The organism is Pedobacter steynii (assembly GCF_900103665.1).
Taxonomy (GTDB): domain Bacteria; phylum Bacteroidota; class Bacteroidia; order Sphingobacteriales; family Sphingobacteriaceae; genus Pedobacter; species Pedobacter steynii.
On record NZ_FNGY01000014.1, the window covers coordinates 142802 to 166771 of the forward strand.

Consider the following 23970-nt stretch of genomic DNA (forward strand, 5'->3'; position numbering starts at 1 on the left):
GATCTTCTGCAATTTCATATTCAAACTATAATTTGTATATATAAAGACACGCTCGATAACGATTGAAGTAGTTCATTCCTGGATACATGAACTATTCATTTTTTCGGTACAAAATGATGATTTAAAGGGTTCATCAATCTACATTAGAAAATGGCTGTCGACCTGATGCTCTATGGCAGTCCTCACTTCAGTAAAAGGGGTTCTTTCGGAAAAGCTATCTTCACTAATCAGATAATTCGGTCGTCCTTTAGCTTCCATAAGTCCTTTCCCCAAATATTCACCGATAATACCCATCATAATAAATTGCAAACCGGTTATGAAAAGAAAACTCATGATCATTGAGGTCCAGCCAGGTATGGTATGTTGTGTATACAAATGAAGATATAGTGCATAAAACCCATAAACAAATGATAAGCCTGAAAAGCAAAATCCGATAACCGAAGCGACTCTCAATGGGCTAATGCTAAAAGATGTTACTCCCGAAAGCGATAAAGAAAGCATTTTTCTGAACGGATACTTACTTTTACCATGTAACCTTTGTTCAACCTTATATTCAAGTCCAAACTGCTTAAAGCCCACCCAGGCAATTAGTCCCCGAAAAAATATATTCTGTTCATTAAAAGATTTCACAGCTTTTAACACCTTTCTGTCAATCAATCTAAAATCTGCCGCATTCGCTTTCAGTTCAATTTTAGAAATATAATTCAGAAACTTATAGAAGAGCAACGCAGTTATCTTTTTTAATGGAGAAACATCATTTCCATCAATTCTAATGGTATAAACAACTTCATACCCCTCCTGCCATTTTTGTATCAGTTGATCTATAACTGAGGGAGGCTGCTGAAGATCGGCATCAATACAAATCACACAATCAGCATCCGCGTAATCGTACCCGGCCTTAAGTGCATTCTGATGGCCAAAATTTCTTGAAAAACTTAAAAAATGGATACAGGAATCCATTTTAGCTAATCCTTTGATTCGCTCCAATGTTTTATCCGTACTGCCATCATTTACGAATAGGATTTGATGATTATATTTTTCAACCGTTGATTTCAACACGTCATAAAAAGGAGTAATATTATCTTCTTCATTAAAACAGGGTACTATAATGCAGATCTTCATGGTATATGATTGATTACTTAATGCACAGATTTATGGTATGTTTTCCAGAGGTTTCTCTGCGTCGTTTTAAGGCTCTATCAAGAGCGTTTCTTTCAATTTTACCATCGTTCATTAGTGATAAATCCAATTCCTTCACACAGATTAACTTTATTACCACCAATTGAACCAAATCCTTAATTAAAACTATTTATTAAATGAAATATCTCTTTGTATAAAATAATTAAAAAACTGAACAACAAACACACCAAACATATAAATCAGCGTTACATTCCATTGAACTTTAGTGACCAGAAAATCTATCAGAAAAGCAAATAGGCCGGCATTAATAATCGTTGAACTTATATATCTAAAAAATTGAATGTTCTTTTCAAGCATGGAATCCTTAAAAACAAAATTCCGATTCAAATAAAAGCCAATTGGCAATGTAATACATAGCGAAGTCAAGACGGATTGATTATGAGGCTTTAAAAAGAGGACCCTATAATTCCCATGTGCACAAACTAAATAATATGAAAAGTGAAAGACGCAGAAGTTGATCAAAAAACAAACCCCTCCTACCGCTAAATACCGATAAACACGATGCGATATAAATGACTTAAACAATGGATAAAACAAATCAAGCATTCTTTGCAAAATCAATTTATATTCCGGATGTGGTTCACTCATCATCATTCTATAATTAGTTTAACAACAGCCTTTTTTCAGCTGCACTCTCCTGATCAGACAGAGATAAGCTCAACCAAAAGCCCTTATCCTCCCCATTGATTAAAAATGGGATCAGACTCAAAATAGTAGAAACTGTGTCACCAAAATGAGCATGGCCTTAGCCCTGATAACAATACCACACAACATGAACAGGGACGTATATCCTCCTGGCTCAAACTGTATATTAAAAAAGTGAAAAATCAGGAACACAGCTATAAAAGAAAACGGTCTTAATAATATCCTTGTAAAAGGTTGTTTAAGTGATTCCAACAGGATTGCACAATTCATATCATCAATTTATCATGAGTAAGATTGAAATTTCCTTCGTAAATGACGTTACGACCAGGTTTCAGACCGGACTTAATCACATATATCGAACTATTTTCGTAAGCAATTTCTACGTAATTCCAGAAAGCTTTGTTACCATTGACCATAAAAACTACTTTTCTCACCTGTCTGTCCAAAACCACATTTTTGGGAATGGTCAATTGCTTTGATAATAGCTGTTGAGCAACGACGTTTACGCTCATTCTGCCTAATAGTTGTCCGTCAATATTTCGGACGCTCGCATTTACGCCAATCATACGACTACATTGTAAAATTCCCTCTAAACTTTTAGTATACTTAGCATCTAAACAGATATTATTCATGCAACCTATTAATAACAATAATACTTTAATTTTAAATCACACACATGAAGCCACATAAGAAACTCAGGTAGATTACCCCAAATATATATCCTTTATAAAGAGAATAGATATGACAATAACCCATTTTAAGAATTACCGCCGTATGGTTAAGAATAGTATCGAAATGAGTCGGAATTTTACGTCATCCTAAGAAAGTTGGCCGCTCTAAAACGAAAAAACCGGATAACTTGGCTTGTTAAAACATTTGATATTCGCATCCGCCCTACAACTAGATATCTGATTAACGGATTATATTCTTAAAGTTTTGAGGATAGTGGTCTTTTATTCTATTGCATCCTTATGGTTACCCGCGAACTGGATTTTTTTTCTGCCCAAATACGCTGATCGAATTGCATTTTTGACCAGATTATTTATAAATAAAGAGCAGGTAAGGCTCATAATATTTGAATATGTGAAACATAGTACAATCGTAAAAGACTACATTCAGCATTGGCATACATGTCCCCAGAAGAATTATCGATGAAACTTAAGTAAACAAAATATTGCAGCTTAACTGAATGTCCATTTTATTGTTACAACTCCACTTCTACCGAAACGGATATCTGAATTCCTAGTGATAACTAATAAATTCTAAATGATAACGGGCAATTCCTTAAATGTCCAGTATCCTGCTGAAAAATATTTCGCGTAATATATAACTTAGACCCATAGAAAAGTTTAAGTAAACAAATACTCTCTCAATATTTACTACATACAACTACTTTAATTACTTCTATAAAATCATCATTAATAGACATGATAATAAATTAAATGTTAAAAACGAGATGCTCTCTATTGTTTTATAATTATAAAACAACTGTTTTTATTGTAGTTACATTACTTATTTGTAATAGTGGAAATTCTTTATTTGGACAAACAGCTTCAGTTGACACAAGCCATATAAAAATATTACGTATTGACCCCGAAAATGCAAATGGTACCACCGTATCAAAATTATTTGAGAAAGTAAATTTCATCCCATTGGAAACCAGTAAGGATAGCTTTTTTAGTGATATTGACCGACTGGAAACAACCTCAAAGTACTTTGTAATTCTTGATATCTCAACCGGATCTATTTTAATATTTAATAAAACAGGAAAGTTCTATAAAAAAGTCAGCGGATCAAAAATCAGAACTGATGCCGGGCTCAATGCTTCTTACCGGGTTGGTAAAATGGAACTAACTGATGATAAGGAATCTCCTTTAATACAAGTATCTGTAGGAGATTATTCCCTTTTTTACAATTTGGAATGTCAATTGGTTAGAAAAGAATCCAGCAAGCTACCTCCTCGTTCAAGAATGCATCGCTTTTCTGAAGGGACTCTTTTTCAAACCAATTATCCGACGAAAGATAGTACTTGCTACGGTTTGGTATCCTTTAAAGCCAACAAAATTTTAAACAGCTATTTCCCATATCAGAAAAATCAATATAAAAATTCCGAATTTATAGCCGATATCGACGCAAGGCTCAACAACTCCTACATTGACAATGAGCTTTTCTTCACAAGGCGTTTTGATTACCAGATCTATAAGGCTACGCCCCAAAGCCTGACTGTAGAGTATAGAGTTGTATTTCCGGCAATGTATCATTTGCCAGTTGATTTTGAGCAGACCGCTTTAACTATAAAAGAGATGCCCCAGGAATACTTTCGGAATGATCAAAAACTTGCAGGTGTCTCTGATGTCCTTAAAATTGACTCCAAACTATTCTTTCGGCTTGCAGAATATGGAAAGTCAAGTTATCATGACGCTTTTATCTATGACCTCAAAGCTGAGAACCTGATTTCGATAAGCCATATAGAACCTGATAGTTTATCGTCGTTTTTACCTGTTACCGACCTGAATGAGAGAAATGGGTTTTCCAATTCCAATTTTGATTTTTTCGATGGAAATTATTTATATACTCATTTCAGTGCTTACGCCTTTTTCAAAATGAAAGAACTTAATGACAACAAAAATATAACATACAATCCAGAATTGATTCGTTTTTTTGATAAGGAGAGTAGGAAAAGTAATCCGATAATCGTGGAATTAAAGCCTATTAAAAATTAACTAAAATGTGGCTACGTCCCCTCATCATTATCATCATTGCCTTTTTTTTCCATGCTCATCCGGTATACGCACAACAGAAAATCCCCGTGAACATCGGATCGGCAAAAGGAATCCTCAGGGATACTGTTCGTAACTATCTACTTCGCTCCGCCACTTTATCTGTTTATAAAGTGGCAGATTCCAGCCTGTTGAGTTATCAGGTAAGTAACAACAATGGAGAATTTAATTTCAAAAATCTGCCTCTGAATACACCTTTAAGAATTGAAGCCAGTCACATTGGTTACCAGACAATTAACAAAATTTTCAGCATCCCTGAAAACACCAAATTTATTGATTTAAAAACCCTGAAGGTCAGTCCCGGAACGGTTACGCTAAAGGAAGTCAGCATTTCGGTACCACCCATCACCATGAATGGTGACACATTAGAATTTAATGCAGCCGCATTTAAACTGGATTCCAATGCTGTGGTTGAAGATTTAATGCGTAAAATACCCAATATCACACTTTGGGGAGACGGAAAAATTACGGTGAACGGACGTGAGGTGAAAAGTGTATTGGTCAATGGCAAACCCTTTTTTGGTGGTAATCCTAAGATTGCGACACAAAATTTGCCAAAAAATACGCTCGAAAAAATACAGGTATACAATACAGCCCCTAAAGACAATCCTCAGGATTCAACTCTTGAGATGAATTTAAAACTCAAAAAAGGCAAAAACATAGGGTATTTTGGGAAGATCGGAATTGGGCTTGGAACGGATAAAAGATATGAAACTGATGCCAGTTTGAATTTATTCTCGCCGAAAATGCAACTAACTATCGCAGGAGCCAGTAATAATGTCAATAAAGTTGCTTCCAATATCAGTACTTTACTCGAAAACAGTACGTTTAAAGGCGTTTATGCAGGTATTGACTATATGCCAGACTTTAGACTTTCGGGAATAAAGCGTCCTACTGAAGGTGGATTTACTTTCAATTATGATTTCGCAGACAATAAAGGTCCCAATCAGCAGCGTACATTAGCCAGCAATTATTTTCTTCAAAATTCCAACCAAAAAGCATCGTCTAATACACAAACGATTACCGCCTTAGCGAATGCCAATACTGTAATTGAAAATGCCAGCAGCAATGACAATAAAGAAAGAACACACCAAATATTTAACTCCAGCTATAAATGGGCTAACGAATATAGCAACGTAAATTTTTCGCATTCAATTGGTATCAATCATAACATCGGCACCGGGGAAACTTCCAGGAGTTCACAAAATGAAAAGCATCAATTGATAAGTACGAACAATAGTAAAGATAACTCGAGTGGAGATGGGACAAATTTAACATTTAGTATAAACTATAATTTAAGTCCGGCTTATTCCAGGAAGAAACAACTCTTAGGTCCAAATAAATCGCTTGGTTTTAATTTAAATTACAAAATCTCAACCGAGCAAAATCACAATTCAAAAAACAACATTACCGAATTTATTTCTTTTATTGATCATCAACAGAACAAAAGATTTGACCGTTTGTATGATCTAAAATCAACCAATACAAACCAGGAAGTTAAACTGTCGTTCTCTGATTTAAAAACGGTCCTGTTTGGAGATAAAAGGCTCCCCCGGGTATCTCTAAATTTAGTTAATTATCTGACATTGCTCAATAAAGAAGAGCAGAGCAATATAAAAGATATAAATCCATCTTTAAATGATTACGTAGTTAACCCTCATTTAACTAATGTCAGTTCTTATAGGTCAATCAGGGAATCGCCGGCTTTTACAATTCAGAAGCTTTATGCAAAGGGAATGGCAAACCGATATATTAAACGCCTGGCAATTTCAGTACAGGCAAAAGTGGATTTCTTGTCCCAAACCAATCGTTCCGAAAAGTCTTTTCAAAATTTAGATCTTTTATACAAAAGATTCTTACCATTTGCCTCAGCAATTTTTACAGATAACCAATTTGGCCACTCTTATAAAGAGTATTCCCTTAGCTATTCCACTAAAATGAATATTCCAAATATAGAGCAGCTGGCACCGCTGGTCGACAGTACTAATTTATATTATATCCAGAAAGGGAATTTGAATCTGAAATCCTCTTACACCCAGTCATTGTCATTCAGTTTTGAGAATAGGATTTTAAGAACGAAAAACAAGCTGGATTATCGTTTGGCTATTGAGGCAGCAATGATCAAAAACAATTTAACAGACAGTATGCTTATTGATGCACAAAATATAAGGACAAATTATGTAGTCAATTCAGATGGCAGCAAATATATCAGCTATGGGGGGAGCATAAATAAAGCCTATAAACTGAAGACAAGCGAAATTCAGCTCAGTCTTTCCAGCTCTTTCAGCCATAGCAGAAATCCGGGGTATATCAATGGCGTTTTAAATTATTCGAATTTTTTTGGCACAACCAGTCGTATTAAGATCTTTTATACGCTAAAAGATTTACTGGCTCTCGAATTAAGTGAGGAATATCGCACTTACAGCTCAAAACAGGCCGGACTTAACCATGTCCAATTTGACAATGTAAATAGCTTGACTACCATAAGTGCCAGTTATAAATTAACCAAAAAGTTTTCCATCAATAACAACATTAGTTTTAATCGCAATACCTCCTCCGGATTAAAACCCATTAATTACACCATTTGGAATACAAGTGCATCCTATCGTTTCTTAAAAGGTAACAATATGGAGTTTAAGTTTTCTGCATTGGATCTGCTGCGTCAGAATACGAGCATTATTAGCAGAATTACTGCAAACAATCAGGTTTTGGGAACACAAAATGTGTTACGCCAATACTTTATGACCTCATTAGTATATTATCCGAGGCAGTTTGGAAAAAAAATCAATCAAAAAAAAACAGAATAATTCATATGCGCGATCTCAAATTAGCCTCGTACCTTAAAGTCGTTTCAAAACAGAAGGAATCTATCTGCCTAATATTTATTGTCTTAATTTTATTCTCACCAGCTTTAACGAAAGATTTTTCCAAAACAGATGATCCATGGATGTTATACAACAACTATCAGATCTATAATCTCTCGGCTGAAAATATTATCAAATACTTCAGTACATTTCATTCCGGACAATACTCTCCTGTAAATACTTTAATGTATGGGGTAATTTACTTTTTTTTTGGATTAAAGCCCTTTTGGTATCACCTGACCTCCATTTTTTTACATATTACAAATGTCTTATTGGTATTTTGTTTTATTAAAAAGATCCTTAATCTCTCATTATTAAATCACCAAAACAAGAAAATTCCTGAAACCAGAGTGGTTGAAATCGCTTTTTTTACAGCTCTTCTTTTCGGCATTCACCCAATGCAGGTCGAATCCGTCGCCTGGATAGCAGCATCCAAGATTTTGTTGTACTCATTTTTATTCTTACTTGGTCTTATCTCCTATTTGAAATTCATTGAAGAAAAAAAAATTAGTAATTATTACTTAGCTATGATCCTGTTTATTTTGTCGTTTGGAGCAAAAGAACAAACCGTGGTATTTCCTTGTTGTTTGGTAGCGGTAGACTATCTTTTAAATCGTAATCTTCTGAGCAAAAATGTCATTAAAGAAAAGATTCCATTTTTCCTATTGGCAATTACTTTTGGTTTTATTGAGATATGGGCACAAAATACCGGCTTTCATCACACTTTAGCGCATAAATATTATCCTTTCTGGCAGCGTTTAATTTTAAGCAATTTTAGTTTCAGTGAATATCTGTTTAAACTATTTCTTCCAATAAATCTTGCTAAATTCTACAAATTTCCAATGCAAATTGGAAAACCCTTCCCGGAAAAATATTGGTTCTATCCATTTCTCTCCTTCATATTTTTTGCTGCTTTATACGAGTGTTTTAAGAAAAATAAACGGCATATAATTTTTGGATCTTTTTTTTTCCTAATCAATCTTGTACTCGCTTTACATATCATTCCAATGGCTAGAAAAGCATTTATTGCAGACAGATATATTTATTTGAGCTCTGTAGGATTCTTTTTTATACTGGCATTCATCACAATAAATTTCAAAGACAGTCTTCCACCAGTCAGAAAAGTTCTTCTTAATCTGATAACTGCAATATACCTAATTGGCCTTATGACCTATACTTTAATATACACATACAATTGGATGTAGTGCACACCATCATATATAACAGATTTTTAAACAAAAAAATGAAAAAAATGAAAAACAAATTTTTAAAAATTGCTTCTGTAATTGCGTTTGCAATTGCGATGATCATTAACGTAAATTCCAATTTCGCCAGAGAATTACGGTTAAAGACAACATCTTCCCATCAACAGAAGGCAGCTATGGAAGATGAGCCGGAAATTGAACTACAAGGTGCCGAAACCGATACAGATACGGAGGAAGACACAGGCACAGATACAAGCACAGGTACAGATCTTAATGGTAACAAAACCTATAAAAAGGTATTCAGAAATTGTACCGTCAAAGTTACCGCGAAAGCAAATACTAGTGTAAAAATATTTGGTCTCTTTACAGTTTCCATAGGTAGCACGGGGAGTGCTTTATTTGAAATCCCGGAAGCAGCATATAACTGCGAAAGAGGAGGCGAACTCTCTTCATGTACAGGCTATTCTTGCGGAGATTACATAAAATCTTTTCAGCCACACTAATTAAATCATTTCTTTTTCAAAGTAGGATTGGCTATTCCAATTCTACTTTGAAACCCTTCTACTTGCTAAACTTTTCTTAATGGAAAATATAAAAAAAATGATTATTTTTTTCTGCTTATCTATGATTGGTATTGGATGTAATCATAAAAAAAAACGCCCTGATATAGATTCAACTAAAATTCAGGCAATATCAATTCCCGATCCAGGCAAAGGCATTGAAATTAATCTATCAAATTTTGCAAATAACGTTAGAATTATTTCACTCGAATACTCGAAAGAAAGTACCATTGGTAAAATAAAAAAAATAATGTCTTTCAAGAACAGATATTACATCTTGGATGAACAAAACAATTCAGGAATACTTGTGTATAATTTGAATGGAAAATACGTGGGTAAGATTGGAAAAGTTGGCAAGGGACCTTCAGAGCATATCAATTTAACAGATTTTGATATAGATGAATATTCGGGTAAGTTGTATATGTATGATAACGACCAAAATAAAATTATTCAATATAATTCCGATGGTGTATATATTGAGTCACTTGTGACAAACCACTGGGGAGATAATTTTGCTATAAATAACGACATATTTTATATCTATCGGAATAATAGTTCTTTTGGCATAGGTGATCTTTTTGTAAATGGGATGAAGAACTCAAATAAAGAATACTATTTCAAGCCAATTCCATCCTACTCATCTTTATTCAGTGAAAGAATGTTTAGTCATTTTAATAACGGAATAGATGTTACCAAACCCTATTGCGACACCGTTTTTTTTCACAAAGAGGAAAAAATGTCCAGTAAATATTATATAGATTTTGGAAGATATAAGGTAAAACAGGATGATATTGGAATACTTTTTGGTGATGACAAGAATAAGAGATTAAACACGCTAATTAAAAACAAATATGCATATAATGTAACCGATTTCTACGAATTTCAAGACTTAGCATACTTTTCTTTTACTTCTAATTTCGTTAAGCATTACTGCTTTTATGATAAAAAAAACAATATTCCAATTTATGGAAGTACTATTGTTAATGACTTAAACTACATGTTTTTTTCTACTGTCGTTGGTAAATCTCAACATGAATTATTTGGGGTATATCGTCCTGATGATATTTCATCTAATATTGATTATATAAATACGCTATTAAAAACCAAGGATCAAAAAATCAAAGAAAAATTAATGAGCAGTTTAACTTTTCTAAACAGTCAAAAAAGACAAGGCATAGAAAATTTGAATCCTGCTATCATGGTATACTCTTTAAAATAAATCAAAATATAGAATACTTATTATTAGGAACTACTAAAATTATGCGAAATATATACTTATATCTTTTTGTGATTTTACTTATTTGTAATGGAATTTTACTATACAATAAATCAAATAGCAGAGACAAAATAGCTCAGTATCAAATCAAAATGAACGGCTTAATTGCTAATCAGAAATCTGAATTAACTGAAGCAAAGAATTCTTTATCATCTGTACTTAAATATTTAGATATCATACAATTACCCATAAGAGACATTCAAGTGAAACAGATACAGTATAGTCTTCTTGATCCAAAAAAAACAAAAAGTCAGTATGTTAAATTGAGTAATATATTAAACAGCAAAAAGGTTTTATTTAGGTTTTTCAGGACTGCATGTTCATCTTGCATAAAGGATCAAATAAATTCACTTAATCTATTGGGACGGAAAATTGGAAGAGACAGAATTATTCTCCTAACAGATCACTTAGATGATGAAATCAAAATTTTCTTGCTTCGGTCAGGTATAGAATTAAATATTTATGAAACTGCTGAGGAATCTTTACTGCCTGATTTTGATAAAAAACAAATTCCATATTTGTTTACCTCTGATAGAGATTTACTTATTAATACTCCTTTTATAATCTCTATTGAATCTAAATATCTATCAGAGACTTTTTATAAACGTATAGAAAGCAAATTTTAATCTCAATATTACGCATGAATTGGAGTTAGGTGGTATGTATCCGTCCTACCAAGTGGTCTGGCTGAGAAACTTAAATTGAAGTCAATAACATAATGTAAAGTAGATAAATGACATTCTGGTCTTAAAACAATCACCAATAACAATTTTGTCATCTACTTACGTACATCGTAAAAAAGGATTATAACCAAGGTTTACAGATGAAGACAGTATCCAAAAAAATGTGTAAATGGGATTTGAGGTAAAAACTTAGATCCCATTTTTATGTAAATTAGAGAAAGGAATTTAAAAGATGTAAGCAGAAGCTATTGTTTTCAAAGTAAGAGAAAGTAATAAGGTCATCAATAAAACTATCTATTTGGCTGTTGAACTTACTATGGAAAACCGTAATGAAGCATTGGGGTTATGGCTGGGAAAGAATGAAATTTAATTGAAAATTTGAATGGAAAGATCTGGATTTCTGCGTACTGCCTTTATTTATTAAAAGATTGGTTCACCAGATTATTCCTCACTTTTGCTGGTCGTGTCGGCACCATCATTTTTATAATGCAAACACATGTCCAGAGCAAGAAGAAGCTATTTAGAATTCTTAATCAGCTCCTCAATAATTTTAGTAAAGTAATTGTCCTTGTCATCAATGGCCATATCTGTTGTCCCTGTAATCGCTGGATAATTACCCTGTATGTACCTCAATACCCCATTCTTGTCAATAAAAAGGTTTCTGGGTAAGGCCGCAATTTTCAACTCATCTTTATAAGCCTGACCACCATCCAGTACTTGAAAATTGAAATCTTTATTCTTCAAAAAGTCAGACAGGTGATCGTCCGCTGTACTATTCTCCGTAATAGATACAAAGTTCACTTTGTCCTTATACCGCTCTTTAAGCCTGCTTAACTGAGGCATTTCTGCTATACAAGGACCACAATAGATGGCCCAGAAGTTAATGAACGTTGGTTTACCCAAAAGCTGGGTAGAGGAAATTTCTTTCCCATTCATATCCCTCAATTTGAATGCAGGAAGCATCTGGTTTAGCAATAGAAATGTAGAATCTTGTTTATATTCAAATTTAAACACTGCAGATTCCTTATTTGATGTTTTCTTTGAAACTGAAAAACTTATATAATTGATAACAGTATCCTTCTTCATCAATTTATGATAAATGACTGTTGTCATCTCATGGGTAGATGGCAGTGTTTTCTTTGCTGCATCAAAGTATAACTTTATTTTGTCTTCCTCTACAAAACTGCCATTGTTAAAAGTATATAGATTGCGTTGGGAGTAACTTTTGAGCGCTAAAAGCAGCAGAATGACAAGGGATATTGATCTCATTTTGTTATTTAGATGAACAACTAATATAGCATATTTAACAAGAGGAGATGCATAATGGCTGCCACAGATTGACAGCCAGGAAATTTGCGCGCTTACCTACTTAGATTAGATGTAACGATTTTGGCCTGTATTCCGGAAAGTAATTCGCTATATCAATATCATTAAGGAGTACTTTACAAGAAATTTTTGCCTGCATATTCTCATCATCTGGGATTAAAACAGGATTTGCAAGAAATACACTTTTGTTTAGGAGTAGTATTTTTAATTTATCCATAGTATATTCAACTTCAAATTCTTCTGTTCTGGTTGCAGTATAACCCAATATTTTTACCGTTTGTCCGGAAATTTCAACACCATCCTCTATCACTTTCCAATCAGGGGACAACTTAATCACATCAATATCGACAATCTCAATTACTTTAAATCTAGTCATTTCATTACAAGGTTAAATTATTCAAAATCTATATTACTAACATTTCTCTTTTATTTCCTATCTCACCAAAGTTCTTAACTTCTATAATTTTGCAAAAAATTTGCCACAATACCCCAATTGCATAAAACAATAAACAGAAGCTTAAGAATAATGAAAGATGATCAATCCTAATAAAGACAAGGGCCTTTAAGTGTTCTTCATTGATGTAATAATAAACTATTAATAGAATCGTAGACAGCAACAATGGCATAAAAATCCGCTTTACTTGTCGTTTTGGGCTTAATAAATTATTATCTCTTTCCATTTCCTTTTTTATCAGATCCAAGTTTTTAATTCTATCCCTAATAAAACTGATTTTATTCTCATTACTGGTACCAGGAAGGCTACTGGTATTTGTTAACAGGTCTTCTGATTGTCTTAAAAAATCTTCGTTCTTTTTTCTATATATCGTTATTCCTGTTCCAAAAAGCCCCATTAACAAGGTCATTGAAGGAGCAATAAAGCTAAAAACAGCAATCAAAAGTTTCCCATAAATATCTACAGCAGATTCCAATAAAACACAGCTTAAAGTTTCCTATCAAAAAAAACAATCAACCAATTATAGCGATTCACTTTCCACTTAAACAAATTTATTATTAAATAATAAGATAAATAATTACACTAAAATTAAATACCAAACATAATCAATCACAGTCAAAATCATAAAAAAAGTACATACTAAAAAGGGCCTTTGGTTTTAACACCAAAAGCCCTTTCTATATTTTTCGATCAGTCGACCCTTAACCTGTAGCCTGCAAGTTTAAAGTTTCCGTCGTATTTGACCTGATCTCTTTCGTCATTTCTACATTATTGCTCAGCAACTGTCCATAAGAAGGGATCATTTGTTTCAGCTTTGTCTGCCATTCCGGGCTTTTCACTTTGTCGCCAAAGCAACGCTCCATTAGCGTAATCATAATGGATACTGCAGTAGATGCACCTGGAGAAGCGCCCAGCAATGCAGCAATAGAACCATCCGCAGCCGTAACCACTTCTGTTCCAAACTCAAGAATTCCACCGTGCTCTTCATCTTTCTTGATTACCTGAACACGCTGACCAGCAGTTTCCAGTTCCCAATCTTCCATTTTAGCAGTTGGCAAATATTCTCTTAATGCCTCCATCCTATCTTCCGGAGATTGACGTACCTGATTGATCAGGTATTTTGTCAGCGGCAGGTTATCCAGTCCGGCAGAAATCATCGGGCGGATATTGTTTACTTTAATTGATAACGGAAGGTCCATCAAAGAACCATGTTTCAAAAATCTGGTAGAGAAACCAGCATAAGGACCAAAAAGCAAAGCTCTTTTTCCGTCGATCATTCGGGTATCCAAATGCGGAACAGACATTGGTGGCGCACCTACTGAAGCTTTACCGTATACCTTTGCATCATGTTCTGCGATCACATCCGGATTGATACATTTCAGCCATTGCCCGCTTACCGGGAAACCACCAAAACCTTTTCCTTCAGGAATGTCAGACTTCTCCAATAATGGAAGAGATCCGCCACCCGCTCCGATAAATACAAATTTTGCTTTTACAACTCTTTTATCTCCGGTTGTTTCGTCCTTTACTTTTACTTCCCAAAGTCCGTTTTTCTGTTTCAGTTTTTTAACCTCATGGTGAAAATGCATGTTTACATTTTCCTTTTTCTGAAGGTGATTAAACATCATTCTCGTTAAAGCGCCAAAATTCACATCCGTTCCCAGCGTCATTCTTGTTGCGGCTACCTTTTCGGCAGGATCACGCTGATCCATCACCAATGGCATCCATTCTTTTAACTGTTTAGGATCTTCAGAATAGCTCATCCCTTGAAAAAGCAGGCTTTCCTGAAGCTTTGCATAACGCTCCTTCAAAAATTCCACGTTCTTTTCTCCCCATACAAAACTGATATGAGGAATGCTCTTAATAAATGTTTCCGGCGATCCTACAAGGTTATTTTCAATCAGGAAGGACCAAAACTGTTTGGATACTTCGAAAGATTCTGCAATGGCTACTGCCTTTGCGGTTTCCACTGAACCATCAGCCAATTGTGGGGTATAATTTAATTCACAAAAAGCAGAATGTCCTGTTCCTGCATTATTCCAGGCATCAGAACTCTCTGCCGCAGCAACGTCCAGTCTTTCAAAAATTTCTATGGTGATATCCGGCTGCAATTCTTTGAGTAACATCCCTAGTGTTGCGCTCATTATCCCTGCTCCAATCAATACAACATCCGCAGTTTTTTCCGAATTACTATTCTTACGAGTCATTTATTTGAATTTTTGTGCAAAAATACAATACATAATCAAATAATACTTCAAAAAATCAGATATTTCCCTAATTATTTCTCTCTTTTTTGAACAGGCCCAAAAAGGAGAGATCGATTTGAGGTAAAATTTCATTGCATCTAATTTTATTGCGTATATTGACACCCTTCTTTCCTGCTATCTCGTAATATTCACAAAAACAATAGAAAGGCATAACATCCAGCTCCTTACTCATTTTTTTGTCATTTTTGAACCGACGGGACATACCGTTCATTTTCAGTATCAGAAGGACTGAACTTAATCAAGTTAGGGCATTATCTAAACTTCCAAAAGCCGTATTAAACTCCACGATTTCGGCCTCATTTTGACTCAATTCAGACAAGACCATAATTGCGTACTGAAATCCGCATTTCAAGCTCATTTTACACACGTTGCTTACCCGCCTTTAATACGCTTCTGACCGAGTTAGCACCGAGTATAGACCGAGGTTAGAGCCTGGTCAGACCTAGCTTAGGTAAAAGCAGGTATTTCGATGTTCCGAAGCTGAATTTTATCAGTTTCCAAGGTCAGATTTACGAGCTTATTCCTGATGTAACTATACAGTTATAGTATTCCTACTAAAGGTTTACACCAGTAAAAAAACGGCGTTGCAGAAGATATTATTTCAAGGAATCAGCTGTCTGAAATTAGAAAATAACTATCTTTCAAAATAATTATAGTTACCATTTTTTCGATTTTAAACATTATATCCTACGCGTCATGCCCAACGAAAGTTTCCCTCAGGCAACTACCCTAAAAAAACTAAGGTTTGCCGTATTAAAAACGGTAGAACAATTAACCACGGAACAATTAAATAAGGTCCCCGATGGTTTCAACAACAACATCATCTGGAACATCGCACATTTAATTGCCAGTCAGCAGAATCTTTGTTATGTCAAAGCAGGACAAGACCCCCTGGTACCCCAAGGATTCATTCAGGCCTATAAGCCCGGTACAAAACCGGAACAACAGGTCTCAGCGAGAGACATTGAATTCATTAAATCCCTGTTGGTCAACACAGCAGAACAATTGGAAGCCGACCTGGAAGACCATAAGTTCGATAACTATACCCCATGGGTAAATGGTATGGGACTGGAATTGAACAACATTAACGACATCATCAGTTACTTACCACTACACGAAGGCATTCATTTGGGATACATCCTCGCATTGAAGCGTCTTATTTAATCAAAGCATATGAAATTATTATTGTTCCCGATGTTACTTTTATGGTTGGCTCCAGACCTACCTATGACCATTGAACGCGATAAAGACCGATGGAAACCTTATTACACAGCTACTGCGCCGGTAGCGGTAGCCAGTACCTGGTATCTTCCTTTTGACGTCGCCAACCGCAAAGACCCTAAACAAATTAAAGTGGTCAGTATTTTCGGAGACCATCGCGACAGCTACCTTAAAGGGCATGTGCATACCGCAATAGACATCAATCCTTTAAAACCCAAAAGCAAACTGGTGAGCGTTTATCCAATGGCAAAAGGCATTGTTTGTTCGGTACACCTGGGCGAAAACCAGAGAACGGTAGTCCTGAAACATAAATTACCCAATGGTAAATTCATATTTACTTCCTACAAACACTTAAAAGAAGTCTATGTGAGCAATGGACAGCAGGTAGATGAAAATGTAAAAATCGCCCGCTTGTTTACCCCGGCAGAATCCAGGAAATATGGAGGTGATTACCATCATTTACACCTCGAAATCCGGAAAAGCTTTGATGATTATGGATGTGCCAGCTGGTTAACCATGAATAAACAACAACTGGACCTGCGTTTTTTCAATCCACTCGTTTTTATTAAAGAAAACCTGAAGCCATAATCAGTGTTATCTTATGACCAATAACATTTAAAATGAGTATCATTTCCATCAATCCGGCCAACGGAAAATTAATCAAATCCTACAAAGAAGATTCCGAAAAACAAGTTTCCGGAAAAATCGAAAAAGCACATACAGCATGGTTGAAATGGAGGAACACCTCTTTTTCAACACGCGCTGAGCTGTTAAAAAATGCTGCTGCCCTACTGTTGACAAGGAAACTGGAACTGGCCACATTGATGGCCAAAGAAATGGGGAAACCCCTTCCTGCCGGGATTGCGGAGATCGAGAAATGCGCAGCGGTATGTGATTATTACGCCGCTAACGGCGCAGAATTTTTGAAAGACGAAGCCATAAAAACGAAAGCCTCCAAAAGCTATGTCAGCTTCCAGCCATTGGGTGTCGTTCTGGCCGTAATGCCATGGAACTTCCCCTTCTGGCAGCTTTTCCGCTTTCTGGCTCCGGCATTAATGGCCGGCAATGGCGGATTGTTAAAACATGCCTCCAATGTAACGGGATGTGCAGTCGCGATTGAAAAACTGATCACTGCAGCAGGTTTCCCAAAAGACATCTTCAAGGTACTCGTCATCAGCAGTAAATTTGTAAAACAGGTGATTGCCCACCCTTTGGTAAAAGCGGTTACCCTAACCGGAAGTACGGAAGCGGGTAAACAGGTGGCCCAACAGGCAGGATATTATTTAAAAAAGACAGTTCTGGAATTGGGTGGCAGCGACCCATACCTTGTATTAGCAGATGCAGATCTGGAGCAGGCGGCTGAAATCTGTATGCAAAGCAGACTCATCAATAACGGCCAGAGCTGTATTGCGGCAAAAAGATTTATTCTGGTAAAGGAAATTGAAAAAGAGTTTACCCGCATCTTTCTGAAAAAAATGCAGTCGAAGGTAACAGGTGATCCTTTTGATGCACATACCGACCTTGGCCCAATGGCGAGAACAGACCTGAGAGACGAGCTCCACCAGCAGGTGAAGAACAATATCGAAGCCGGAGCAAAATGTCTTCTTGGTGGCAAAATCCCGGATTTCAAGGGCAAGCATGCTTATTATACGCCTACGGTATTGTCGGGGATCAGGAAAGGGATGCCTGGATATGAAGAAGAAATATTTGGTCCTGTAGCCTTGATTTTATCCGCAAAAAATGAAGAAGAAGCCATCAGAATTGCCAACGATAGCCCATTTGGTCTGGGTGCCGCAATATTCACCGCTAATGTTAAACATGGAGAAGAACTGGCAGCTAAAAGCTTAAATGCAGGCTCATGTTTTGTAAACTCATTGGTGAAGTCGGACCCAAGATTACCATTTGGAGGAATCAACCAAAGCGGCTACGGAAGAGAGCTCAGCGCATTTGGCATCAGGGAATTTGTAAACATCAAAACGGTTTATGTAAAATAAACAACCTTTTTCAGGCTTCGTTCCAACGTGGCAGATGTCCATAAATCCCCCTGTAGATCTGAAGGATCTTTGATTTAATCGTTGCAGGTAAATCGTTGTTCTTCTCATCAGAAGTAACATACCAATGAACATGCAGTGCTTCTATATCTTCAATCATCAATTGAACCGGCCAGGAGTTTTTACGTTCAATTTCGCCAAACTGGTAACCATTCAACAGGTTTTCCCTGAGGTCATCGGCAATGTCCCTGGGGTCTTTTACTGCACCTTTTTTTTCCGGTGGACCTGATTTGTTAATGTAAACCAACTCCACCCTTCCCTTGCTTAGTGCGTATACCAGATATAAACCGTACTTATTTTTGGGAACGTTACATACCTCTGCCAAACTGTCCGTCGACTGGAAAAAGAAGCTTCCCTGCTTATATTTACTTAGTTCATCAAACATAAATTCAAAAATTTAGAAGCGGATCAGTTTATAGTGCAATCCTAATATAAAAAATTTGAACTCATATTACAAATTAAGATCAATGCAAAAAAAAGATAAATTAACCAAAAGATCAACTGCCCGTTAACGCATAAAGCAGGTGTCCTCTTTTATTGAATTTGGTCCGTATTTTTCCTTCTTCAACCAATGCAGACAAGGTATCTTTTACGATTATCCGGTCCAGCTTCAATTCTGATGCAATTCCTGAACCAGAGCGGTAAAGATACTTTCTGTTCGTAAATGAACTTAACACTTTATCTTCATCCGTAAGGTCTTTAGCCTTAAAAACAGCAGAAAGAGCTGCCACCCCATCATGCTCTTCTTCGCTCAGTGATTCTTCCACGGCTTCCAGTTTTTCAATGGCCTCCGTTGCTTTATCCATTGCCCGGTTGGCATTGGCCTCTGCCTTCATCACTTTCTCATATAAACCCTCAATAAAACGTTTTGACATTATTGCCGTCAATAGACAAAAGCCCGCCAGAACGAGGTAATTCTTATCAAATGTCCCATCTTCGGGCCTGGCCAGAATATCACTGGAAATCGTGGTTAAAAATAAAGGCACCATAAATGAAGCGGTAATCCCCAGGATCAACGATTTTCTCATCAAAAACCCCTTTCCAGACGTTACCGATGCTCCTTCTTCAGCAGAAAGAATAAAGTAATTGGAGAGCCCTCCAAGTAATCCTGACCCCAACATGATCAGCATTAAAATAACATAATGATTGTAGTGCATAATTTAAAGTTTTCGGTATGATAACAATGATATTTTTACAAAAAACAAATACCACACTAAGCTAAATAGCAATAACGAGTTAAACAAATTTCCTTTAAACAAATATTTATCTATAAAATCAAATTATTGCCTAAACAAATACACCTATAACAATTCAATAAAATATTTTCAACCTCTGTTATTCTAACATCAGTATCCGGTTCGCTCATTGCGGTTTATCATAAATGCTCAGGTTTATTCAATAAAAAGCAAAACGACAAATTTTCTGACAGAAAAACTGGCAAAACAGGTTGGTACTTTCCCCGTTCACCATCTTTCTTCTGTAAATCGTTCCTGTAAAACACTGTAAATCGCCTGCACAGCTGCCCCGGAATTCTGTAAAATACCCTGCCCAGATTTAACAGTTTACCTGCAACATTATCACATCACATTCTTCTGATTTATAAATACATAACTTTAATTCACCTTATAGAAATGACATTATTTATTAAAGAATAACCGCCGTATCATCATGAAAAAACTACAACGCTCACTGGTCCTATTCGCATTGGCATTATGCGCATGCACACCACAAAGAAACCTGGTTTATTTCAGCAATCTGTCTGAACTTTCCAAAAGTCAGATCCGGATGTATGAATCAGAAATCAAGATTCAGAAGAATGATTTGTTGAGCATATCTGTGAATAGTTTAAACACAGAATCCAATATTTTATTTGCCAGCAGTACCGGAGCGGCAGATGCAGATGGCAGCAACAAAAGACCTGGTTTCAAAGTGAATAATAGTGGCATGGTGACCCTCCCTGTAGTAGGAAGTCTGAAAGTTGAAGGACTCCGCATTGAGGATGCCCAGAAGCTGATCACCCAGGAACTGAATAAGTTCGTCAAATCTCCGGTTGTAGATGTACAACTCCTTAATTTCAAGATCACTGTGATCGGGGAAGTCAACAAACCTGCTTCCTTCACCGTTCCCGGCGAACAGATCAATTTACTCGAAGCGTTGGGAATGGCCGGAGATATGACGGTTTATGGTAAGCGCGAAAACGTCCTCGTGATCCGTGAGATCAATGGGGAGCGCAACATGGTCCGGCTAAACCTGAACAAACAGGAAGTATTTCAGTCGCCATATTTTCATTTACAACAGAATGATGTCATTTATGTGGAACCGGACAAATCGAAAGAGAAAGAATTCAGTCCGAATAACCGTGCACTGCCCATTGTCACGGCCTGTATCTCTGCAGTCGCCGTCCTGGTTACCGCCTTAATCAGGTAAACCCATCTCCAAAAACGTAAAAATAATCACCATGACTACCAACCATAGAATGACGGGCCTGTCGGAAGACATGAAGGAATCGGTAATGAAATACCTCAAGTATTGGTATGCCTTTCTGATCGCTATTGTAATCAGTATGGCCACAGCCTTCTTTTACCTGAGCACCGTTGCCCCCAAATACAAAGTCAGCAGTACCTTATTAATGCAGGACGACAAAAAAGGCGATGGTGAACTCAAAGGAACCGCCTTTAGCGACCTGAACATGTTCCATACCGATAAAAAAGTAGACAATGAAATGGAGGTACTGCGTTCCAGAGAACTGATTTATAAGGTACTCAAAAGCCTTTCTTTGGAAACCTCCTACTTTCGGAAAGAAGGGTTAAAAGACAAAGAGCTCTATGGAAACTCCTTACCCTTAAAAATAACCGTCATTGCACTTAGTCCACTGGCCTATACCAAGTCATTAACCATACAACCGGTAAACGAAAGCAGCTTTATGCTCGGCGACAAAGATGAACATCAGGTCTATGAATACGGAAAAGAAATCAGGAGGACAGGATATGCATTTCGTGTTCAGAAAGGACCTGCAAAGTGGAAGAACAACAGTCCGGTGAGGATTAAGTTCAATAACATGTACACCATGACCGAAGCTTACAGTCAGACCAGGCTCAGCGTACTTCCCATCATAAAAGACGCCAACACCGTCGTGGTGAGTCTTGAGGATGCCGTTCCTCAGCGTGGGATCGACATTCTGACCACGCTCATTAAGACTTATAACGATGAGAATGTGACTAAGAAAAACATCATTGCCGTCAACACCATCAACTTTATAGACAAACGACTCGCCTACCTGAGCCGGGATTTATCGAATGTAGAACAGGATGTAGAAAGCTACAAACAGGACAACATGGTGACCGATGTGAGTGCCGATGCACAGATCAATATGGTTAAATCCGGAGAATACCGTCAAATGTTGTCTGCTGCCGAAGTGCAGCTCCGCGTGATCGAATCTTTGGAAAGATACCTCGGGCAGAACAACAATCAGTTTAAAATGGTGCCCAGTTCCCTCAGCATTAACAACATTACGTTAAACGAACTGACCAGCAAATTCAACACCCTGCAACAGGAACGGAACAGAATGTTGCGCACCTCGAATGCCAACAACCCTTTGGTGCTGAACCTGACCGATCAGCTCATCACCCTGAAATCCAATATTGAGGAAAACCTGCACAACATCAAACAGGGAATTCTGATTGAAAGGAACAACCTGAGCGCTATGGCCTCCCAATTCAGCAGCAAAATCCATTCTGCACCAGCAGTAGAAAGGGGTTTACTCGAAAGGAGTCGTGAGCAGGCGGTAAAGATGAGCCTGTACCGATACCTGCTTCAAAAAAGAGAAGAAACCACACTTTCTCTTTCCGGAACCGTGCCCACCTCGCAGGTCATAGACAAACCGGCCTACCATTCTATCCCGGTATCGCCAAAAAAACAACTGATCTACCTCTCCGCCGTTCTTTTTGGATGTCTTGTTCCTGCGGCAACCATTTATGGGAAACAACTCCTCAACAATAAGGTGAAAGACCCTAAAGACATTGAACTGTTAACTGGCGTCAGGCTGCTCGGTGTGCTCAGCCATCTTGATAAAAATGAGACGAAAGTGATGGAGAGCAACAGCCGTTCTACCATGTCTGAATTGTTCAGATACATCCGGAGCAACCTTCATTTTATGAACTCAGGAATGCCCAATCAGGTTTTACTCGTCACCTCCTGCATGAAATCAGAAGGAAAAACCTTTTTCAGTCTGAACCTGGGCATGACCCTCGCATCGGTCAACAAGCGGGTGGTGATTCTGGAATTTGACTTGCGGAAGCCCGACCTCCTTGAAAAAATGAAAATGAAAAAAGGCATTGGGATCACCGGGTACCTGGAGCAGAAAGATATGGAAATAGAGGAGATCATTCAGCAGTCGGAGCTCTCCCCTAACCTTTCGGTGATCGATTGCGGTGAAATACCAGAAAATCCGGCGGAGACTATGATGCACCCGAGGATAGGTCAAATGATTGAGGCCCTGAAGACAAAATTTGATTACGTCATCATCGATACTGCACCCGTCGGGTTGGTGGCAGATGCCTTCAGCCTCGCCTCCTATACCGATGCCAGTATTTACCTGGTCAGGTACAATTATACAGACAAACTCCATCTGAATATCCTTAGGGATATCTATGACCATAAAAAGTTAAACAACCCTATGGTCGTGTTTAACGATACAAAAAACGAGAATAAACGCAATTATGGCTACGCCGGATACGGTTATGGCTACGGATTACAACTGAACAACTAATACCCAAAACGTTAACCTTTCCAGCCCAACAAACCCACTCATGTGACTGAGGTAGCGAAGCTGTATCCTTTTCTCAACAAAACGCCTTCATTATGAAACAACAATGGTTAGTGATTTATACCCGTCCGAGATGGGAGAAAAAAGTAGACCGCCTTTTGCAAATGCAGGGAATTGAATCCTACTGTCCGGTTAGAAAAGTGATCAGTCAATGGACAGACCGGAAAAAGGCCGTTGAGCTTCCGCTTTTCAGCTCCTATGTATTTGTCTGCATCAATGAACGCGAAGAATATAAAGTCCGTCAGACTTTGGGGGTGCTCAACTTCGTCTATTATATGGCGAAGCCTGCGGTGATTCGTGACCAGGTGATTGAAAAGATCAAACATTACATCCAATACTGCTCCGATGCAGAAGTAGTCAGCTTACGTGAAATCAGTACCGGCGACAGGATTCGGGTAAAAAACGGGCTTTTTTACAACCAGGAAGGTACCGTTATCAAAGTACAGGGGAAAAACGTCATCATGGTCTTTGACCACCTGCATTGTGCATTGCTGAGCAATATCCCGGTTTCTGATGTCATGTTAAGCAGCAGTAACCCTGCTCCTCTTGCTGCAAAGACTCCTCCTACTGCAAAGGCCTCTCTGGTTGCAAACACTTTCATCCGCCACTAACC

The 23970-nt window shown here is 37.1% G+C and carries 22 protein-coding genes; 13 read left to right on the forward strand and 9 right to left on the reverse strand.

What is annotated here, in order from left to right:
- Window positions 1-138 precede the first annotated feature (138 nt).
- From BLQ87_RS29560 to BLQ87_RS29575, 3 genes are all read right to left on the reverse strand, one after another.
- The gene (locus BLQ87_RS29560; protein WP_074612504.1) at window positions 139-1122 is read right to left on the reverse strand and encodes a glycosyltransferase family 2 protein; all 984 of its coding nucleotides are present in this window, start codon (window positions 1120-1122) and stop codon (window positions 139-141) included.
- A gap of 183 nt (window positions 1123-1305) precedes the next feature.
- Window positions 1306-1794, reverse strand: coding sequence for a GtrA family protein (locus BLQ87_RS34305; RefSeq protein ID WP_074612505.1), 489 nt, complete (start codon window positions 1792-1794; stop codon window positions 1306-1308).
- 317 nt (window positions 1795-2111) lie between these two features.
- Window positions 2112-2411 carry an efflux RND transporter periplasmic adaptor subunit gene (locus tag BLQ87_RS29575; protein ID WP_143010584.1) on the reverse strand — a complete coding sequence of 100 codons (300 nt, stop codon included), beginning with the start codon at window positions 2409-2411 and terminating at the stop codon, window positions 2112-2114.
- A gap of 876 nt (window positions 2412-3287) precedes the next feature.
- On the opposite strand from BLQ87_RS29575, the gene BLQ87_RS29580 reads away from it, so the two are divergent.
- The 7 genes from BLQ87_RS29580 (at window position 3288) to BLQ87_RS34185 (ending at window position 11583) form a co-directional block, all read left to right on the forward strand.
- Entirely contained in the window at window positions 3288-4568 is a 1281-nt protein-coding gene (locus BLQ87_RS29580; protein WP_083362121.1) for a 6-bladed beta-propeller, read from the forward strand.
- 5 nt (window positions 4569-4573) lie between these two features.
- The gene (locus BLQ87_RS29585) at window positions 4574-7432 is read left to right on the forward strand and encodes an outer membrane beta-barrel protein (protein WP_074612509.1); all 2859 of its coding nucleotides are present in this window, start codon (window positions 4574-4576) and stop codon (window positions 7430-7432) included.
- A gap of 5 nt (window positions 7433-7437) precedes the next feature.
- Window positions 7438-8694 (forward strand): hypothetical protein, encoded by a 1257-nt coding sequence (locus BLQ87_RS29590; protein WP_143010585.1) that lies wholly within the window; start codon window positions 7438-7440, stop codon window positions 8692-8694.
- Between the two features lie 38 nt (window positions 8695-8732).
- Window positions 8733-9197 (forward strand): hypothetical protein, encoded by a 465-nt coding sequence (locus BLQ87_RS29595; RefSeq protein WP_143010586.1) that lies wholly within the window; start codon window positions 8733-8735, stop codon window positions 9195-9197.
- Between the two features lie 79 nt (window positions 9198-9276).
- Window positions 9277-10473, forward strand: coding sequence for a 6-bladed beta-propeller (locus BLQ87_RS29600; RefSeq protein ID WP_074612512.1), 1197 nt, complete (start codon window positions 9277-9279; stop codon window positions 10471-10473).
- Between the two features lie 41 nt (window positions 10474-10514).
- The gene (locus BLQ87_RS29605) at window positions 10515-11156 is read left to right on the forward strand and encodes a hypothetical protein (protein ID WP_074612513.1); all 642 of its coding nucleotides are present in this window, start codon (window positions 10515-10517) and stop codon (window positions 11154-11156) included.
- A 304-nt stretch (window positions 11157-11460) separates the two neighbouring features.
- Window positions 11461-11583 (forward strand): transposase, encoded by a 123-nt coding sequence (locus tag BLQ87_RS34185; RefSeq protein WP_262502389.1) that lies wholly within the window; start codon window positions 11461-11463, stop codon window positions 11581-11583.
- Window positions 11584-11729: 146 nt separating this feature from the next.
- On the opposite strand, the gene BLQ87_RS29610 is transcribed toward BLQ87_RS34185, so the two are convergent.
- The 4 genes from BLQ87_RS29610 to BLQ87_RS29625 form a co-directional block, all read right to left on the reverse strand.
- Window positions 11730-12482: a TlpA family protein disulfide reductase gene (locus tag BLQ87_RS29610; protein ID WP_074612514.1), complete on the reverse strand. Its 753-nt coding sequence runs from the start codon at window positions 12480-12482 to the stop codon at window positions 11730-11732.
- A gap of 100 nt (window positions 12483-12582) precedes the next feature.
- Window positions 12583-12915, reverse strand: a complete 333-nt coding sequence (locus tag BLQ87_RS29615) for a hypothetical protein (RefSeq protein WP_074612515.1) — start codon at window positions 12913-12915, stop codon at window positions 12583-12585.
- 28 nt (window positions 12916-12943) lie between these two features.
- Window positions 12944-13468, reverse strand: coding sequence for a hypothetical protein (locus BLQ87_RS29620; RefSeq protein WP_074612516.1), 525 nt, complete (start codon window positions 13466-13468; stop codon window positions 12944-12946).
- 226 nt (window positions 13469-13694) lie between these two features.
- Window positions 13695-15200 carry a malate:quinone oxidoreductase gene (locus BLQ87_RS29625; RefSeq protein ID WP_074612517.1) on the reverse strand — a complete coding sequence of 502 codons (1506 nt, stop codon included), beginning with the start codon at window positions 15198-15200 and terminating at the stop codon, window positions 13695-13697.
- Window positions 15201-15956: 756 nt separating this feature from the next.
- Here BLQ87_RS29625 and BLQ87_RS29635 point away from each other — a divergent pair.
- From BLQ87_RS29635 to BLQ87_RS29645, 3 genes are read left to right on the forward strand one after another with little or no spacing between them, the layout of a single operon-like run.
- Complete coding sequence (locus BLQ87_RS29635; RefSeq protein ID WP_074612519.1) at window positions 15957-16424, forward strand: DinB family protein; 468 nt, start codon at window positions 15957-15959, stop codon at window positions 16422-16424.
- A 9-nt stretch (window positions 16425-16433) separates the two neighbouring features.
- Entirely contained in the window at window positions 16434-17069 is a 636-nt protein-coding gene (locus BLQ87_RS29640) for a M23 family metallopeptidase (protein ID WP_074612520.1), read from the forward strand.
- A gap of 32 nt (window positions 17070-17101) precedes the next feature.
- Window positions 17102-18475, forward strand: coding sequence for an NAD-dependent succinate-semialdehyde dehydrogenase (locus BLQ87_RS29645; RefSeq protein ID WP_074612521.1), 1374 nt, complete (start codon window positions 17102-17104; stop codon window positions 18473-18475).
- 10 nt (window positions 18476-18485) lie between these two features.
- Here the strand turns inward: BLQ87_RS29645 and BLQ87_RS29650 are convergent, their stop codons facing one another.
- A complete protein-coding gene (locus BLQ87_RS29650) occupies window positions 18486-18917 on the reverse strand; it encodes a hypothetical protein (protein WP_074612522.1) in 432 nt (143 codons plus the stop codon).
- Between the two features lie 112 nt (window positions 18918-19029).
- Entirely contained in the window at window positions 19030-19689 is a 660-nt protein-coding gene (locus tag BLQ87_RS29655; RefSeq protein WP_143010587.1) for a YEATS-associated helix-containing protein, read from the reverse strand.
- 511 nt (window positions 19690-20200) lie between these two features.
- On the opposite strand from BLQ87_RS29655, the gene BLQ87_RS29660 reads away from it, so the two are divergent.
- The 3 genes from BLQ87_RS29660 (at window position 20201) to BLQ87_RS29670 (ending at window position 23968) form a co-directional block, all read left to right on the forward strand.
- The gene (locus BLQ87_RS29660; RefSeq protein ID WP_074612524.1) at window positions 20201-20959 is read left to right on the forward strand and encodes a polysaccharide biosynthesis/export family protein; all 759 of its coding nucleotides are present in this window, start codon (window positions 20201-20203) and stop codon (window positions 20957-20959) included.
- 31 nt (window positions 20960-20990) lie between these two features.
- Window positions 20991-23300 carry a GumC family protein gene (locus tag BLQ87_RS29665; RefSeq protein WP_074612525.1) on the forward strand — a complete coding sequence of 770 codons (2310 nt, stop codon included), beginning with the start codon at window positions 20991-20993 and terminating at the stop codon, window positions 23298-23300.
- A gap of 92 nt (window positions 23301-23392) precedes the next feature.
- Window positions 23393-23968, forward strand: coding sequence for a UpxY family transcription antiterminator (locus tag BLQ87_RS29670; RefSeq protein ID WP_074612526.1), 576 nt, complete (start codon window positions 23393-23395; stop codon window positions 23966-23968).
- Window positions 23969-23970 lie beyond the last annotated feature (2 nt).

Bases quoted from the DNA above. Each gene is read 5' to 3' on its own strand.
- BLQ87_RS29625 (WP_074612517.1), bottom strand. From the start codon at position 15,200: ATGACTCGTAAGAATAGTAATTCGGAAAAAACTGCGGATGTTGTATTG.
- BLQ87_RS29600 (WP_074612512.1), top strand. From the start codon at position 9,277: ATGGAAAATATAAAAAAAATGATTATTTTTTTCTGCTTATCTATGATT.
- BLQ87_RS29580 (WP_083362121.1), top strand. From the start codon at position 3,288: ATGTTAAAAACGAGATGCTCTCTATTGTTTTATAATTATAAAACAACT.
- BLQ87_RS29605 (WP_074612513.1), top strand. From the start codon at position 10,515: ATGCGAAATATATACTTATATCTTTTTGTGATTTTACTTATTTGTAAT.
- BLQ87_RS29585 (WP_074612509.1), top strand. From the start codon at position 4,574: ATGTGGCTACGTCCCCTCATCATTATCATCATTGCCTTTTTTTTCCAT.
- BLQ87_RS29655 (WP_143010587.1), bottom strand. From the start codon at position 19,689: ATGCACTACAATCATTATGTTATTTTAATGCTGATCATGTTGGGGTCA.
- BLQ87_RS29595 (WP_143010586.1), top strand. From the start codon at position 8,733: ATGAAAAAAATGAAAAACAAATTTTTAAAAATTGCTTCTGTAATTGCG.
- BLQ87_RS29665 (WP_074612525.1), top strand. From the start codon at position 20,991: ATGACTACCAACCATAGAATGACGGGCCTGTCGGAAGACATGAAGGAA.
- BLQ87_RS29575 (WP_143010584.1), bottom strand. From the start codon at position 2,411: ATGATTGGCGTAAATGCGAGCGTCCGAAATATTGACGGACAACTATTA.
- BLQ87_RS29615 (WP_074612515.1), bottom strand. From the start codon at position 12,915: ATGACTAGATTTAAAGTAATTGAGATTGTCGATATTGATGTGATTAAG.
- BLQ87_RS29650 (WP_074612522.1), bottom strand. From the start codon at position 18,917: ATGTTTGATGAACTAAGTAAATATAAGCAGGGAAGCTTCTTTTTCCAG.
- BLQ87_RS29645 (WP_074612521.1), top strand. From the start codon at position 17,102: ATGAGTATCATTTCCATCAATCCGGCCAACGGAAAATTAATCAAATCC.
- BLQ87_RS29640 (WP_074612520.1), top strand. From the start codon at position 16,434: ATGAAATTATTATTGTTCCCGATGTTACTTTTATGGTTGGCTCCAGAC.
- BLQ87_RS29635 (WP_074612519.1), top strand. From the start codon at position 15,957: ATGCCCAACGAAAGTTTCCCTCAGGCAACTACCCTAAAAAAACTAAGG.
- BLQ87_RS29670 (WP_074612526.1), top strand. From the start codon at position 23,393: ATGAAACAACAATGGTTAGTGATTTATACCCGTCCGAGATGGGAGAAA.
- BLQ87_RS34305 (WP_074612505.1), bottom strand. From the start codon at position 1,794: ATGATGATGAGTGAACCACATCCGGAATATAAATTGATTTTGCAAAGA.
- BLQ87_RS29610 (WP_074612514.1), bottom strand. From the start codon at position 12,482: ATGAGATCAATATCCCTTGTCATTCTGCTGCTTTTAGCGCTCAAAAGT.
- BLQ87_RS29560 (WP_074612504.1), bottom strand. From the start codon at position 1,122: ATGAAGATCTGCATTATAGTACCCTGTTTTAATGAAGAAGATAATATT.
- BLQ87_RS29590 (WP_143010585.1), top strand. From the start codon at position 7,438: ATGCGCGATCTCAAATTAGCCTCGTACCTTAAAGTCGTTTCAAAACAG.
- BLQ87_RS29660 (WP_074612524.1), top strand. From the start codon at position 20,201: ATGAAAAAACTACAACGCTCACTGGTCCTATTCGCATTGGCATTATGC.